At 61.5% G+C, this 14347-nt stretch carries 18 protein-coding genes; 6 read left to right on the forward strand and 12 right to left on the reverse strand.

Annotated elements, in window-relative coordinates; genetic code table 11:
- The first annotated feature begins 217 nt into the window (after window positions 1–217).
- Window positions 218–580: a response regulator transcription factor gene (locus ANTHELSMS3_RS00650; protein WP_094036834.1), complete on the forward strand. Its 363-nt coding sequence runs from the start codon at window positions 218–220 to the stop codon at window positions 578–580.
- A gap of 14 nt (window positions 581–594) precedes the next feature.
- Here the strand turns inward: ANTHELSMS3_RS00650 and ANTHELSMS3_RS00655 are convergent, their stop codons facing one another.
- The 7 genes from ANTHELSMS3_RS00655 to def (ANTHELSMS3_RS00690) form a co-directional block, all read right to left on the reverse strand.
- Window positions 595–1584, reverse strand: coding sequence for a glutathione S-transferase family protein (locus ANTHELSMS3_RS00655; protein WP_094033192.1), 990 nt, complete (start codon window positions 1582–1584; stop codon window positions 595–597).
- 433 nt (window positions 1585–2017) lie between these two features.
- A complete protein-coding gene (locus tag ANTHELSMS3_RS00665) occupies window positions 2018–2251 on the reverse strand; it encodes a GlsB/YeaQ/YmgE family stress response membrane protein (RefSeq protein ID WP_094033194.1) in 234 nt (77 codons plus the stop codon).
- A 253-nt stretch (window positions 2252–2504) separates the two neighbouring features.
- Window positions 2505–2744: a hypothetical protein gene (locus tag ANTHELSMS3_RS00670; protein ID WP_089279174.1), complete on the reverse strand. Its 240-nt coding sequence runs from the start codon at window positions 2742–2744 to the stop codon at window positions 2505–2507.
- A 44-nt stretch (window positions 2745–2788) separates the two neighbouring features.
- On the reverse strand, window positions 2789–3700 hold the full coding sequence (fmt, locus tag ANTHELSMS3_RS00675; protein ID WP_094033195.1) for a methionyl-tRNA formyltransferase: 912 nt from the start codon (window positions 3698–3700) through the stop codon (window positions 2789–2791).
- 146 nt (window positions 3701–3846) lie between these two features.
- A complete protein-coding gene (gene def / locus ANTHELSMS3_RS00680) occupies window positions 3847–4341 on the reverse strand; it encodes a peptide deformylase (protein ID WP_094033196.1) in 495 nt (164 codons plus the stop codon).
- A complete protein-coding gene (gene def, locus ANTHELSMS3_RS00685) occupies window positions 4338–4841 on the reverse strand; it encodes a peptide deformylase (protein ID WP_094033197.1) in 504 nt (167 codons plus the stop codon). Before def (ANTHELSMS3_RS00685) ends, def (ANTHELSMS3_RS00680) begins: the two co-directional genes overlap by 4 nt.
- A complete protein-coding gene (gene def / locus ANTHELSMS3_RS00690) occupies window positions 4838–5365 on the reverse strand; it encodes a peptide deformylase (protein WP_094033198.1) in 528 nt (175 codons plus the stop codon). The genes def (ANTHELSMS3_RS00685) and def (ANTHELSMS3_RS00690) overlap by 4 nt, the downstream gene beginning before the upstream one ends.
- Window positions 5366–5469: 104 nt before the next feature.
- Here def (ANTHELSMS3_RS00690) and ANTHELSMS3_RS00695 point away from each other — a divergent pair, with 104 nt between their 5' ends.
- Window positions 5470–6645 carry a MalY/PatB family protein gene (locus ANTHELSMS3_RS00695; protein WP_094033199.1) on the forward strand — a complete coding sequence of 392 codons (1176 nt, stop codon included), beginning with the start codon at window positions 5470–5472 and terminating at the stop codon, window positions 6643–6645.
- A gap of 102 nt (window positions 6646–6747) precedes the next feature.
- Here the strand turns inward: ANTHELSMS3_RS00695 and ANTHELSMS3_RS00700 are convergent, their stop codons facing one another.
- The 5 genes from ANTHELSMS3_RS00700 to ANTHELSMS3_RS00720 form a co-directional block, all read right to left on the reverse strand.
- Complete coding sequence (locus tag ANTHELSMS3_RS00700) at window positions 6748–7368, reverse strand: trimeric intracellular cation channel family protein (RefSeq protein ID WP_094033200.1); 621 nt, start codon at window positions 7366–7368, stop codon at window positions 6748–6750.
- Window positions 7365–7817, reverse strand: coding sequence for a ribonuclease HI (rnhA, locus tag ANTHELSMS3_RS00705; protein ID WP_094033201.1), 453 nt, complete (start codon window positions 7815–7817; stop codon window positions 7365–7367). The genes ANTHELSMS3_RS00700 and rnhA overlap by 4 nt, the downstream gene beginning before the upstream one ends.
- Window positions 7810–8400: a class I SAM-dependent DNA methyltransferase gene (locus tag ANTHELSMS3_RS00710; protein WP_094033202.1), complete on the reverse strand. Its 591-nt coding sequence runs from the start codon at window positions 8398–8400 to the stop codon at window positions 7810–7812. Before ANTHELSMS3_RS00710 ends, rnhA begins: the two co-directional genes overlap by 8 nt.
- Before the next feature lie 221 nt (window positions 8401–8621).
- The gene (ispH, locus tag ANTHELSMS3_RS00715; RefSeq protein WP_094036835.1) at window positions 8622–9581 is read right to left on the reverse strand and encodes a 4-hydroxy-3-methylbut-2-enyl diphosphate reductase; all 960 of its coding nucleotides are present in this window, start codon (window positions 9579–9581) and stop codon (window positions 8622–8624) included.
- 169 nt (window positions 9582–9750) lie between these two features.
- On the reverse strand, window positions 9751–10326 hold the full coding sequence (locus tag ANTHELSMS3_RS00720) for a LabA-like NYN domain-containing protein (protein ID WP_089279163.1): 576 nt from the start codon (window positions 10324–10326) through the stop codon (window positions 9751–9753).
- 136 nt (window positions 10327–10462) lie between these two features.
- On the opposite strand from ANTHELSMS3_RS00720, the gene folK reads away from it, so the two are divergent.
- The 4 genes from folK to ANTHELSMS3_RS00740 all read left to right on the forward strand — a co-directional run bounded on the left by folK (window position 10463) and on the right by ANTHELSMS3_RS00740 (window position 14306).
- On the forward strand, window positions 10463–11023 hold the full coding sequence (gene folK, locus ANTHELSMS3_RS00725) for a 2-amino-4-hydroxy-6-hydroxymethyldihydropteridine diphosphokinase (RefSeq protein ID WP_094033203.1): 561 nt from the start codon (window positions 10463–10465) through the stop codon (window positions 11021–11023).
- A gap of 95 nt (window positions 11024–11118) precedes the next feature.
- Window positions 11119–11472 (forward strand): DNA-directed RNA polymerase subunit omega, encoded by a 354-nt coding sequence (rpoZ, locus tag ANTHELSMS3_RS00730; RefSeq protein ID WP_089279161.1) that lies wholly within the window; start codon window positions 11119–11121, stop codon window positions 11470–11472.
- Window positions 11473–11498: 26 nt separating this feature from the next.
- Entirely contained in the window at window positions 11499–13649 is a 2151-nt protein-coding gene (locus ANTHELSMS3_RS00735) for a RelA/SpoT family protein (protein WP_094033204.1), read from the forward strand.
- Between the two features lie 15 nt (window positions 13650–13664).
- Window positions 13665–14306: a DUF2062 domain-containing protein gene (locus ANTHELSMS3_RS00740; RefSeq protein ID WP_094033205.1), complete on the forward strand. Its 642-nt coding sequence runs from the start codon at window positions 13665–13667 to the stop codon at window positions 14304–14306.
- Window positions 14307–14347 lie beyond the last annotated feature (41 nt).

Consider the following 14347-nt stretch of genomic DNA (forward strand, 5'->3'; position numbering starts at 1 on the left):
CTGTTTGATGGCGCACAGTAACAAGCCCGGCGCGCGGAGCAAGCAGGCTTCGGCAGAGTGCCACGACAATGCGGCGGCAGACCGCTCGGTGGAAACTCTGCGTACACGCAAAATTCAGAGGCGGATTAACCCTTTCTTCACCCCTGTGAAGGATTACTAAACCTATACGAAAGTTTAGTCTAATTCCCGTTCGGGTTTTGGTTCTGTGGAGGTTCGCGTGAATGTGCTGATAGTGGAAAGCAGCAAACCGCTCGCTCAACTGTGGCAGCGCCATTTACAACGCAGTGGCGTCGATGTCTGGACAGCCTACACCCAGAACGCGGCTTTTGAACTGCTGGAAACCCACTCATTCCAGGTGATCATCCTTGATGTGGTGGTCGAGAACGACAGCACGCTGGCGGTGTCCGATATCGCCCAGTTCCGCCAGCCTGACGCGCGGGTCATCTTTGTCACCAACACCAGCTTCTTCTCGGACGGGTCAATCTTCAACCTGTGCGCGAATGCCTGCGCATATCTGCCCAGCTCGACGCCGCCGGATGACCTGACAAACATGGTGCACCACTACGCACGTGCCTCCTGACCCGGTAATCCGGTTCAGGCCGCCCGCAATCTCTCTCGCCCATGCGGAGCATCCAGATCGAGGTCAGGACCCACAGGCACGATGCGATGCGGGTTCACCGTATCTTGGCTGTAGTGGTAGTGCCGCGTGATATGGGCGAAATTCACCGTTTCGGCCACACCGGGCCACTGGTACAGTTCGCGGGTGTAGGCCCAGAGATTGGGGTAATCCACGATCCGCGCGCGATTGCATTTGAAGTGACAGTGGTAAACCATGTCAAAGCGGATCAGCGTCGTGAAAAGTCGCCAGTCGGCCTCTGTGACGCGATTACCCATCAAATAGCGGCTGAGCGACAGCCGTTCCTCGAGCCAGTCAAGCGTATCAAAGAGCGGGTGAACGGCGGCGTCATAGGCCTCTTGCGACGTGGCAAAGCCCGTTTTGTAGACACCATTATTAAGCGTGTCGTAGATACGCGCGTTGACCGGGTCGATGGCATCGCGAAGATCTTTGGGCCAGTAGTCATCCGTATTGCCGGTCAGACCGTCAAAGGCGCTGTTGAACATGCGGATGATCTCGGCGGATTCGTTTGAGACGATGGTTTCGCGGTGCTTGTCCCACAAGATCGGCACCGTGACCCGCGTTGTCGCCTTGGGGTTCGCCTTGACGTAGACGTCGCGCAAGAAAGGCAAGCCATACAGCGTGTCGCCAGTTGCGCCGTCCCTGTCCTGGTCAAAAGTCCAGCCGTCGCCCAGCATATCGGGGTGCACGACACTGACAGTGATTAGATCCTCCAGCCCCTTGAGTTTGCGAAAGATCAACGCGCGGTGCGCCCAAGGGCATGCATAGCTGACGTAGAGATGATAGCGGTCAGGTTCCGCCTTGAACCCGCCGTCACCCGAAGGACCGGCCGAGCCGTCCGCGGTAATCCAGTTGCGCGAAACCGAGTCCGAACGGACAAATTTTCCGCCGGATTTCTTGGTGTCGTACCAGCCGTCGTGCCAGATACCGTCAACGAGTTGTCCCATGTCATGCGCCTTTTGTTACCTGCTCCAAGACGTAGAAGCGTTCAGGACCATATCAAAGCCCTAGCGTTGCAGGCTTGCAGTGCGCATTTGCACAGGTCTGCGCGACAATAGATAAGCGTCCGCTCCCGAGTCTTTCTCAATTCACTTGGCGATTCTGGAATTCACATATAGGTTAAAAAAATATTAACATGCCATTCTGGAGAAGGTTATGATCCGATTTCTTTGTGCATTGTCCTTGCTATTCTTTCCGACTATCTCCCCCGCCGATGAAATGCCCACTCCTGCAAAGCCGGAAATTTCCACCTCGGCCCCGGGACATGGCGGCGGGTGCCGGAAAGATTCGCCTCCCGGAAAGTGTTGCCACGCGGGATCCAAACCGTACCACTGCCACTGAACAACGTGACCAGTTTCGAGGTTGGTCCGGGGCGCGATGTCAGCGCAAGTAGGTTTTATACACCCAGATCAGTACAAGTGCGCCCAGCACCGCACCGACAAGGCCCGCCAGTAGTCCGGTGACGGCTAACAGGAAACGAATGATCAGACCACCGATCAGCGCGCCGCCGATCCCGATGGCGATGGTCGGCAAGACGCCGGTGTCCATCTTCATCATGCGGGTGGCAAGAAAGCCGGCGGCAGCGCCGACGATAATAAGCCAGACTATGGGCATGGAGGTCTCCTAACGGGACGGATTTCGGCCGTAGGATAGTCGAGCACAGCGGTCGGGCCTAGCGGGAAGGTTGCGCAAACGGGGCCGCAGCAGGGAACGGTGCAACTAAAGCGCATTTGGTGGAGAAACTTGGGCGGTTTAGATATGGGTGCATCTCAATCGCGGCAGGAGGGGGCGCTGCCCCCGTCTCCCTGCGGTCGTCTCCCCCGGGATATTTTCGGACAGAAGAAACGTGGGGTCAGCGCTTTGTGTTTTAGCGTTTACGCCAGTGCGTGGGGACGATGACCAGCGCGCCGATGGAGGCAGCAATGGCGTTGAGGCCGGGTGCGCGAAAGCCGATGCCGAACATGATCGTCACGAAATAGAACAGGAACGCGCCGCCGATGCAGATGATGATGCTGGGCAGGATGCCGTTATGGGTGAACCGCGACTTCTCGGAGGCGTATCCGACGATGCCCGCGATTACCACGGTGCCGATCAGAGTTGGGAACATGGGCGTCTCCTGTGTGTGAGGTCATTGCAGTCACCTTGGGCAGGTCAGTCGCCCAGACGGGTGCCGGGCGGAAGTGGATGTCCATTCAGAAAGGTAGCGGCGTCTTGCGCGCCTTTTCCTGCCCGCTGGGCGCGCGTGACGCGCAGGGCGTTCTCGCCGCAAGCGACGGTGAACGTGTCGTCCAACAGCGAGCCGGGCGCGCCCTGTCCAGTCGCCGGTTCCGCGCCGAGCAGTTTGATCCGGTTGCCCGTGTGCGTGGTCCAAGCACCGGGAAAAGGCGACAGGCCGCGGATCTGGCGTGAGACGTCTGCCGCCGGGAGGGTCCAGTCGATCGCAGCCTCCGACTTGTCGATTTTGGCGGCGTAGGTAGCGCCATCATTGGGTTGCGCTTCGGGCGTGAGCGTGTCGAGCCTGTCCAGCGCCATGACGATCAGTTCCGCGCCCAGCACGCTAAGGCGGTCGTGCAGCTCGCCGGTCGTTTCGGCGGCACCGATGGGTGTGGCCTCGCGCAGCAGGACCGGGCCGGTGTCCAGACCGGCCTCCATCTGCATGATGCAGATGCCGGTTTCGGCGTCTCCCGCCATGATCGCGCGGTGAATTGGGGCCGCCCCGCGCCAGCGCGGCAATAGAGAGGCATGGATATTGAGGCAGCCATGTGCCGGCGCGTCGAGGATGGCCTGCGGCAGGATCAGGCCGTAGGCGACGACCACAGCGATGTCGGCGTTCAGATCGGCGAACGCCTGCTGTTCGGTAGATGATTTAAGGCTGGTGGGATGGCGGACCGGCAGACCCAGTGCCTGTGCCCTTGCATGGACCGGCGTGGCGCGGTCCTTTTTTCCCCGGCCTGCTGGGCGGGGCGGCTGGCAATAGACGCAGGCGATGTCGTGTCCCGCCGCGACAAGCGCGTCCAACACTGGAACAGAGAAATCCGGGGTTCCCATGAAGATGACGCGCATGTGAATGATCCCTTGTCCTGCCTTGCCGGTGTCTTATCGCAGGTCTCGGCCGGGCAGAAGGGGCATTGACCGGAACGACCCGGATGCAAGAGAGCCCGGATCAAGTTTGGGCCGACGGGTGCGCGGACGGCCCCCCCAAGGCGGACTTAGCCCAGTTTGCGCGCCTTGCGTAGCAGCATATCGCGTTTGATCTTGCTGAGTCTGTCGAAATACATACGCCCTTGGAGATGGTCGATCTGATGCTGGACCGAGGTTGCCCAGAGGCCGACCAGATCCTTGCGCACCTTCATGCCTTGATGGTCAAGGTAGGTGACCGTAACCGCACGGGGGCGCGAGATTTTAGCAGACACCCCAGGCAGATTCGGGCTGGCCTCTTCGTGGTCGCGGAACTCGACCGAGGCATGCAGGATGACCGGATTGGCCATCAGGATCGCCTTGCCCCTCTCTTCAGAGGCATCAACCACCGCGAGGCGTAACATGACGCCGATCTGCGGCGCGGCAAGGCCAACGCCGGGCATCGCCTCCATCGTGTCGACCATGTCCTGCCAGATGGCGCGGATGTCATCGGTGATCTCGGCGACCGGGGCAGCGGCGGTGCGCAGGCGTTTGTCCGGCCAGGGAACGAAAGCCCGTTTGGTCATGCGCCCTGCCCCTTTGCGTAGTCCGCCAGCAGGGCGGCGCGCGCCGTCGGGTCAAGACGGTCGAAATGCATAATGCCGTCCAGATGATCCAGTTCGTGCTGAGCGATGGTGGCGGCGGCACCGGTCAGGGTCACCTCCTGCGCGGTGCCGGTCAGGTCGGTATAGGCCAGCGTGATCTCGGCGGGTCGGCTGACATCGGCGCTGACACCCGGCACGGACAGGCAGCCTTCGGTCGCTATCGCAGTAACATCAGTTGTCGCGGAGATCCTTGGATTGAGGCAGGCAAGCGGGGTCATGTCACCCTCTTTCCAGCCCGCATCCATGACAAAAAGGCGCGTCGTCCCGCCGACCTGCGGCGCGGCAAGACCCCGGCCCGGAGCGGCATACATCGTCTCAAACATATCGGTGACCAGCTGCTCAACCGCGGCCCGGTCATCAACCGGGGTGCAGACCTGCGCCAAGCGCGGGTCTGGCCACTTCAGGATCGGTAGCAGGCTCATGCCCGTTCCCGCGCGCGTTCTTTCTTTAGTTTGACCATTTTTCGGGTGATCAACTGACGTCGCAGCGGTTTGAGGTAGTCGATAAACAGCCTGCCTTCGAGGTGGTCGATCTCATGCTGCACACAGGTCGCCCAGAGACCATCGAAGGTCTCGGACTGCAGCTTGCCGTCGCGATCGATCCATTCCACATCGACGATCTTGGGGCGTTCCACATCGGCGTATTGGTCGGGGATCGACAGGCAGCCCTCTTCGTAGACGTTGCGTTCGTCCGAGCTTGCCAGAACCTTGGGGTTGAACATGACCAGTGGGCGATGCGCATCTTCGCTGTCGGATTTCACACAATCCAGCACGATCAGTCGCGACATGACACCGACCTGCGGTGCCGCAAGGCCGATGCCGGGCGCGGCATACATCGTTTCCAGCATGTCGTCCGCAAGCACGCGTAGATCGTCCGACAGATCGTCGACAGGATCGCAGTGCTTCTTCAGGCGAGGATCGGGGTGGATGAGAATGGGCCGTTTCATGGCGCTGATTTAAGGGCGTCGTGCGGTTTAGGCAAGCATGTGCTCTTGCCCTTGGCGGCCAGACCGCTAGCGTGCCGCTTCGAAAACCAAATAGAGGTCAGGAAATGAGCCGTTTTGACGAAGTGATCGACCGCGTCGGCACCCATGCGATGAAGTGGGACATGATGGAGGCGCGCTATGACGTCTCGCCCGAGGATGGGCTGGCGATGTGGGTTGCGGACATGGATTTCCGCGCGCCCGACTGCATATCGCAGGCATTGCAGGGCATGGTCGATCACGGGGTTTATGGCTATTTTGGCGATGACCGGGCCTATTTGGACGCCGTGCGCTGGTGGGCAGAAGAACGGCACGGATGGCAGGTTGAACCAGAGTGGATCTTTTCAACCCATGGTCTGGTGAACGGCATTTCCATGTGCCTGCAGGCCTACACAGACCCGGGGGACAGCGTTGTCCTGTTCACGCCGGTTTATCACGCCTTCGCGCGGGTGATCCGGGCTGCGGGCCGCAAGGTGGTGGAATGCCCTCTGGTTCTGGAGGATGGCCGCTATGTCATGGATCTGGACGAGTACGACACGCTGATGACCGGAGCAGAAAAGATGGTAATCCTGTGCTCCCCCCACAATCCCGGCGGGCGCGTATGGTCCAGGTCGGAATTGCAGGCGGTGGCGGGCTTTGCCGAACGCCATGACCTGCTGCTGGTCTCGGACGAGATTCACAACGATCTGGTGATGCCGGGCTATACGCATGTACCGATGGCGGTTGCAGCGCCCGACATTCTGGACCGGCTGGTGATGATGTCGGCCACCACCAAAACCTTTAACATCGCGGGTGCCCATATCGGCAATGTGATCGTTCCAGACGAGGCCCTGCGGGCGCGTTTCGGCAAGGCCATGTCTGCCATGGGCATCTCTCCCAACTCCTTTGGTCTGGTCATGGCAACCGCCGCCTGTTCGCCCGAAGGCGCCGCCTGGGTCGATGAACTGGTGCAGTATCTGGATGGCAACCGGCGGCTATTTGACGAGGGGATCAATGCCATTCCGGGTGTCCAGTCGATGCCGATGGAGGCGACCTATCTTGGCTGGGTGGATTTCGCCGGCACCGGGATGACGCGCGAGGAGTTTACGCGCCGCGTCGAACGCGAGGCGAAAATTGCGGTGAACCACGGACCAACCTTTGGCTATGGCGGCGAGCGTTATTTGCGGTTCAACTTTGCCACCCCACGCGCGCGGGTGGCCGAGGCCGTGGCACGGATGCAGGCGGCGTTTTCTGATTTGCAGTAAGTGCCGGCCCTCTGGGACGGGTGCGAGGGGCCAGCCCCTCGCGCTCCCCGGGATATTTTCAGACAGAAGAAGCTGCGGGCAAGGGTGCCGTGCGCCGGGATTTCAAACGCGAGGCGGGCGGGGTTTGTAGACCGGCAAGCGCCAGCCGAGGGCCAGAGATCCGGCGCGCAGGCCAATGGTGACCAGCGCGGTCAGCGCGGCGGCCAGTGCAGGGGGAGCGCCCACCCCAACGGCCAGCACAGTGGCCAGCGACCCTGCCAGCGCGCAAGTGACGTAGAGTTCACCTTGTTTCAGCACCAGCGGCACCTCGTTGGCGACCACGTCGCGCGCCAGCCCACCTGCGCAGCCGGTGGCGATGCCCATGACCAAAACCACTGCAGGCGGCTGGCCAAGCCGCTGCGCCAGCCCGGCCCCGGCCGCCACGGCGACGCCCAGCGCCAAGGCATCGAGCCAGAGGATCGCTTTCATTCGGCTTTCCAGCAGGTGCGCGGTGAAAAAGACCAGCACCGCCGCCCCGGTGACGACGCCGAGATAGGTCTGGTCGGCGACCCAGATCGGCGGGCGGTCCAAAAGCACGTCCCGCAGGGTGCCGCCGCCGAGGCCGGTCACCCCGGCGAGAAAGGCAAAGCCCACGATATCAAGCTGGGCGCGGCTGGCGACCAGCGCGCCGGTCAGCGCAAAAACCAGCACGGCGGCATAGTCGAGCAGGACAAGCGGCGTCATTTCTTGAACGGCGCCATGCCGGCGCGTGCAAGCTCATCGGCGCGTTCGTTTTCCGGGTGGCCTGCGTGGCCCTTGACCCATTCCCAGGTGACGGTGTGGCGCTTTTGCGCCTCTTCCAGCCGTTGCCAGAGGTCGACGTTCTTGACCGGCTTCTTGGCGGCGGTTTTCCAGCCGTTGCGCTTCCACCCATGAATCCAGCTGGTGACGCCGTTTTTGACGTAAGCGCTATCCGTGACGACGGTGATGTTGGATGCGCGGCTGAGCGATTCCAGCGCGTTGATTGCAGCCAGCAGTTCCATCCGGTTGTTGGTGGTCTGCGGCTCACCGCCGCTGAGTTCGCGTTCCTTGACGATCGTGTCGCCGTCCTTGGCACGCAGCAGCGCGCCCCAGCCGCCGGGGCCGGGATTTCCGGAACAGGCACCGTCTGTATAGGCAAGAATCTTAGGCATAGGAGGTCACCGAGATCCAGGGCGCCATGATCTTGTCGAGGCCCATACCCTCTCCGTGCCGAAAGGGACCGGGGGTGAGGCCGGCCTGCGTAAGCAGCAAGGACAGTTCGGGTTCGGTGTAATAGGTATAGAGGCGGCCAAGGGTATCGCGCTGGCTACCCGTGCCTTCCTTGACGGCGACATGCGCCAAGCCGCCGGGCTTCAGAGCCTGTCGGATCGCGGCAAGGTGCCGGGGCATCTCGGCGCGCGGGGCGTGTAGCAGGCTGAAGTTGGCCCAGATCGCGTCGTAGACCGCACTGGCTGTGAGGGCGTTGAATTCGGCCAGTCGCGCGGTGACGCCGGGCCGTTTGGCAGCCAGCGCCACCATCCCCTCAGAGGCATCCCATGCCTCGACCTGATGTCCGGCGGCAGCGAGTATCCCGGCAGAGCGGCCCGGCCCGCACCCCAGATCAAGCACCCGCGCCTTTGGCGGCAGGGCGGCGAGAAAGGCGCGCAGCGTGGCGTCAGGCCCGGCGCCTTCGGTTACATCGGCGTAATCCTTGGCACGGGCATTATAGAGGCGGATGGTTTCAGGATCGGTCATGGCGCGTGGTCTCGCCTTTTCCTGACGCCTTCGCAAGGGCGGTCTTGCGGTCAGGCCAGCGGGATGACGGCAAGAGGACGGTCAGCGCCCCCTGACAAACGACACCACACCGGAAAGCGTGAGGGTCAAGACAGAGCGAAGGATACGGGTCATCGCGGTTAGCCCAAGGAGGGTATGTCAGATGCCGGTGCAGATCGGGCGCCACGCCATGGCGGCCGGCCCTATGCGGGTACGCGCAACACGCGCGGCACCTTGAACTCCACATTTTCCTGTGCCGTTTCCACAACGTCAACCGTCACGTCGTAATGAGCGCGGAATGCGTCGATCACCTCATCAATCAAGATTTGCGGTGCCGAGGCCCCGGCGGTGATGGCAATCGACGTGATGCCGTCCAAGGCACGCCAGTCGATGTCCGTCGCCCGCTGCACCAATTGCGCATAGGCGCAGCCCGCACGTCGCCCCACCTCTACCAAGCGTTTGGAATTGGACGAATTGGGCGCGCCCACGACCAACAGCGCATCGGCACGCGGTGCAATGGCCTTGACCGCCTCTTGCCGGTTGGTTGTCGCGTAGCAGATGTCCTCTTTGTGGGGACCAACAATGGCGGGAAAGCGCGCCTGAAGGGCGGCGACAATCCCGGCTGTGTCGTCCACCGACAGCGTGGTCTGGGTCACAAAGGCCAGCCGCTCAGGGTCACGCACCTGAACGCCTGCAACGTCTTCAACGGTTTCGACCAACAGCACCTCACCCGCCGGCAATTGTCCCATGGTGCCTACAGTTTCGGGATGCCCAGCGTGGCCGATCATGATCATCTGGAGACCGTTCTCAGAGTGACGCGCCGCCTCGATATGGACCTTGGACACCAGTGGGCAGGTCGCGTCCACATAGATCATCTCACGGCGCGCGGCCTCTGCCGGGACAGCCTTGGGGACGCCGTGGGCGGAAAAGATCACCGGGCGGTCGTCTGGGCAATCTTCCAACTCTTCGACAAAAACGGCGCCTTTGGCGCGCAGATCGTCGACAACGTATTTGTTGTGCACGATTTCATGCCGGACGTAGACCGGTGCGCCCCATTTATCGAGCGCCATCTCGACGATCTTGATCGCGCGATCCACACCCGCACAGAACCCACGCGGCGCGGCCAGCAGCAGGGTAAGCGGTGGAAGGGACTGGGAGGACATCAGGGCACCTTTCCTCAACTGTTCCACGCAGACCTAGTGGCCGTGCGGCGCGAGGTAAAGGGTACAGCGCCCCGTCATCGGCGCAGGGGGCGGTCGGTGCCCGACCCGAGTGAAGGCCAGGACACCAATCGCAAGACGGGCCCACCCGAAGGGGCAGGCGCATCCATGATCACTTGCCAGTGGCAGCGACTTCAAAGTTGCGCTCGACCTGAACGTCGCGCGGCGGGCGGCCAATGACCTCCCGCAATTCATCCAGTTCGATGAAGTTGTCGGCCTGACGGCGCAGTTCGTCCGCGATCATCGGCGGCTGCGACCGGATGGTCGACACAACCGAAACACGCACGCCCTGACGTTGCAGGCTTTCGACCAGTGGACGAAAATCTCCGTCGCCGGAGAACAGTACGATGTGATCCACGCGCGGCGCGAGTTCCATGGCATCGACCGTGAGTTCGATGTCCATGTTGCCCTTAACCTTGCGGCGGCCCTGGCTGTCGGTGTATTCTTTCGCGGGCTTTGTCACCATGGTGAAGCCGTTGTAGTGCAACCAATCCACAAGCGGACGGATCGGCGAATACTCGTCATTTTCCAGAAGCGCGGTGTAGTAGAAGGCCCGAACCATCTTGCCGCGACGCGCAAACTCCTGCCGAAGCAGCTTGTAGTCGATATCGAAACCGAGAGCTTTGGCGGCCGCGTAAAGATTCGAGCCATCTATGAACAGCGCAAGCCGTTCGTCCTTGTAGAACATAAAATTTCCTTTCGTCCAATCGGGTCGCCTGATCCGTGAGTGTGAGTGTGGTGGCGAACGCGTCGAAGTAGATTATGTTTTTTCCCGCTCTTCGCAAGGCGCGGGCAAGTCTCAGAAGAATAGTACGTTGGGTCAAATGGAGCAAGAATTCCTTATCGCACTGGGATCCAACCTGGGTTCTGAGGCGGGCGGACGCGGAGAGACCCTGGTATCGGCCGTGGCCGCGATGGCCGCCGCCGGGTTGCGCCTGCGTCGGCTGAGCCGCTTTTATGCGACACCGTGCTTTCCGGCAGGTGCCGGGCCGGACTATGTCAATGCCTGCGCCGCCATCACCGGACCGGACACGTCCGAAGCCTTGCTGCAAATCCTGCACCGGATCGAGGCGGATTTCGGCCGCGAACGCCTGCAACGCTGGGCCAGCCGATCACTGGATCTTGATCTGCTGGCGGCGGAAGATGCCGTTTTTCCGGACGTTCCCACCCAGACCCGGTGGCGCACCCTGCCCCCCGAATCGCAACGTTGCGTCACCCCTGACCGTCTGATTCTTCCACATCCCAGGCTGCAGGACCGGGTATTTGTCCTGGTGCCGCTGGCGGATATTGCGGCGGACTGGCGCCACCCGCTGACCGGGGACACGGTGGCTCAAATGCTGGCCAAACTGCCCCGGCAGGATCGTGCCGAGGCGCGGCCAATCTGATCTGCGCCTTGCGGGGTATTGCCCTTGTCAATTCCCGGGTCGCGCGTTATGTCAAGTCTTTCTGAGACCCTCAAGACAGGAAACGGAGCACTCTTATGGCCCGCGTGACGGTAGAAGATTGCGTTGACAAGGTCCCGAACCGGTTCGAACTGGTAATGCTGGCCGCACATCGTGCGCGCGAGGTTGCAGCCGGTGCTGCCATCACGGTGGATCGTGACAACGACAAGAACCCGGTTGTCGCCCTGCGCGAGATTGCCGAAGAGACCCAGTCCGCCGATGAACTGCGGGAACGCCTGATCGAGTCGAACCAGACCCAGATCGAGGTGGATGAACCCGAAGAGGACGCCATGGCGCTTCTCATGGGCACCGAGGCAGACAAGCCTCAAGAGGACGACATGTCCGAAGAAAAGCTGCTGCGCGCGCTGATGGAGGCGCAGGGCCAGGGCTGATCCCGGTTCGGCGGCGGTGAGGTGACATGATCTCAGCTGAAGACCTCGTTGACCTCGTTCGCATCTACAACCCCAAGACCAACGCAAAGTTGATCCTCGCGGCCTATGAGTATGGCCGCGAGATGCACGACGGGCAGTCCCGCAAGTCAGGCGAGCCCTATTTCAGCCACCCGGTGGCTGTGGCAGCGATCCTGACCGAACAGCAACTTGACGATGCCACCATCGTGACCGCGCTGCTGCATGACACGATCGAGGACACCCGCTCGACCTATTCAGAGGTCAAAGAGCGATTCGGACGTGACGTCGCCGACCTTGTTGATGGCGTCACGAAGCTGACCAACCTTCAGCTGTCGTCGTCCGAGACAAAGCAGGCGGAAAATTTCCGCAAGCTGTTCATGGCCATGTCCAAGGATCTGCGGGTCATCCTGGTGAAACTGGCCGACCGGCTGCACAACATGCGCACCATCCGCGCCATGCGCCCTGAAAAGCAGGTGCAAAAGGCGCGGGAGACGATGGACATCTTTGCGCCGTTGGCCGGTCGCATGGGCATGCAGTGGATGCGCGAGGAACTGGAGGATCACGCCTTTCGCGTGCTCAACCCCAAGGGCCGCGACAGCATCATCCGCCGTTTCATCACCCTGCAACGCGAAACCGGCGATGTGGTGCAGAAGATCACCTCTGACATGCGCCATGAGCTGGAAAAGGCTGGGGTTGAGGCTGAGGTCTTTGGCCGCGCGAAAAAGCCCTATTCGATCTGGCGCAAGATGCAGGAAAAGAAGATCGGCTTTTCCCGGCTGTCCGACATCTATGGCTTTCGCGTGATCACCCGGTCCGAAACCGACTGTTACGGAGCGCTGGGAGCCATCCATCAGCGCTGGCGCGCTGTGCCGGGGCGTTTCAAGGATTATATCAGCCAACCCAAGACCAACGGCTATCGCTCGATCCACACCACGGTGTCGGGCCGAGATGGCAAACGGGTCGAGGTGCAGATCCGCACCCGCGAAATGCACGAGGTCGCCGAAACCGGTGTGGCCGCGCATTGGTCCTATCGTGACGGGGTACGGGCCGAGAACCGCTTTGCCGTCGACCCCGCCAAGTGGATCACGTCGGTTACGGAACAGCTGGACGCCGAAGAAGATCACGACGCCTTCATGGAGGCGGTCAAGCTGGAGATGTATTCGGACAAGGTGTTCTGCTTTACCCCGCAGGGCGACGTGGTCAAATTGCCGCGCGGGGCGACACCGATTGACTATGCTTATGCGATCCACACGCGGATCGGGTCCAAATGCGTCGGCGCCAAGGTCGACGGCATCCGCGTGCCACTGTGGACGCGGCTTAAGAACGGCCAATCGGTCGAGATCATCATCGCCGAAGGACAGGCCCCGCAGGCCACATGGCTGGACATGGCCACGACGGGCAAGGCCAAGGCCGCGATCCGGCGCGCGCTGCGCGAGGCCAACAAGGAACGCTATGCCAAGCTGGGCCATGAACTGGCCCGAGCCGCGTTCGAAGCACGCGGCAAGAAAGCCACTGACAAAGTGCTGGAAAAGGCTGCAGCGACTCTGCGGCTGGAAGACACCGAAACGCTGCTGGCCCGGCTGGGCAGCGCCGAACTGACCTCCTCCGAGGTGGTCGAGGCGGTCTACCCCAATCTTGCCATCCGCGACGGCGGCGAGATCGAGCTGAAAAAGGCGGTTGTCGGACTTGAACACGGGCAAGGGTTTGAACGTGCGCACTGCTGTCAGCCACTGCCCGGAGAACGCATTGTCGGGCTGGCCCATCGCGGCAAGGGGGTCGCGGTCCACGCCATCGACTGCGCCGCCATGGCCCGCCACGAGGACCAGCCAGACCGCTGGCTTGACCTACATTGGGCGGAAGGCAAACACCCGGCGGTCTATACCGTGTCGCTGGATCTGACGATTGGCAACGATGCCGGGGTCCTGGGACGCATTTGCACATTGATTGGTGAGACGCGGGCCAATATCTCTGATTTGAACTTCATAGACCGTAAACCGGATTATTACCGTTTGATGATGGATGTAGACCTCAGGGATGCGGAACACCTGCACTCGCTGATTTCCAACCTTGAGGCGGAGAGCAATGTCGCCTCTGTCGAACGGCGGCGGGACCCGACGTTGGAAACGGCGCCGGGGGCCACAGCCGAAGCGGCAGAGTAGGTAGAAAGGCACAGTTTGGTCTTCAAGCGACGCGACAGACGGCCATTGGGCCGGATCGTGCTCGAAGTGCTCTGGCCGCGTGGCGGCTGGGGGCGGGCTGCGCGATACGTCCAGCTGCGCCTGAACCGCTTGCCCGATCCGCCAGAGAGGATTGCCCGCGGCATCTTTGCCGGGGTCTTTACCACCTTCACGCCGTTCTACGGGTTTCACTTTGTGTTTGCGGCCATTCTGGCCTGGATCATGCGCGGCAACATCTTGGCCGCGATCCTGTCCACCTTCTTTGGCAATCCTTTGACCTATGTGCCGATTGGCGTCGTCGCGATGAAGTCCGGCTATGCCCTGCTTGGGCTAAGGGGGAGCGAGGACCACGGCAGCATTGGCAAGAAATTCGTCAAGGCGGGCGAGGATCTGTGGGACAATTTCTATGCGCTATTCACCCCGGACAGGGCCGATTGGAACCACCTGGGCATCTTCTACGATGAGGTGTTTTTTCCCTACATGATCGGCGGCATCATTCCCGGCATCGTGGCCGGAACCATTGCCTATTATATCTCTCTTCCGCTGATCACCGCCTTTCAGAACCGCCGCAAGGGGGCGATCAAGGCAAAGCTGGCCGAGTTGAAGAAAAAGAAAAAGCTGGGCAAACAGGCGGATTGACGCGACCGCAAAGGCCATGGTCCCAAAGGGCTGTGGGCGCT

The organism is Antarctobacter heliothermus, assembly GCF_002237555.1.
GTDB classification, from domain to species: domain Bacteria; phylum Pseudomonadota; class Alphaproteobacteria; order Rhodobacterales; family Rhodobacteraceae; genus Antarctobacter; species Antarctobacter heliothermus_B.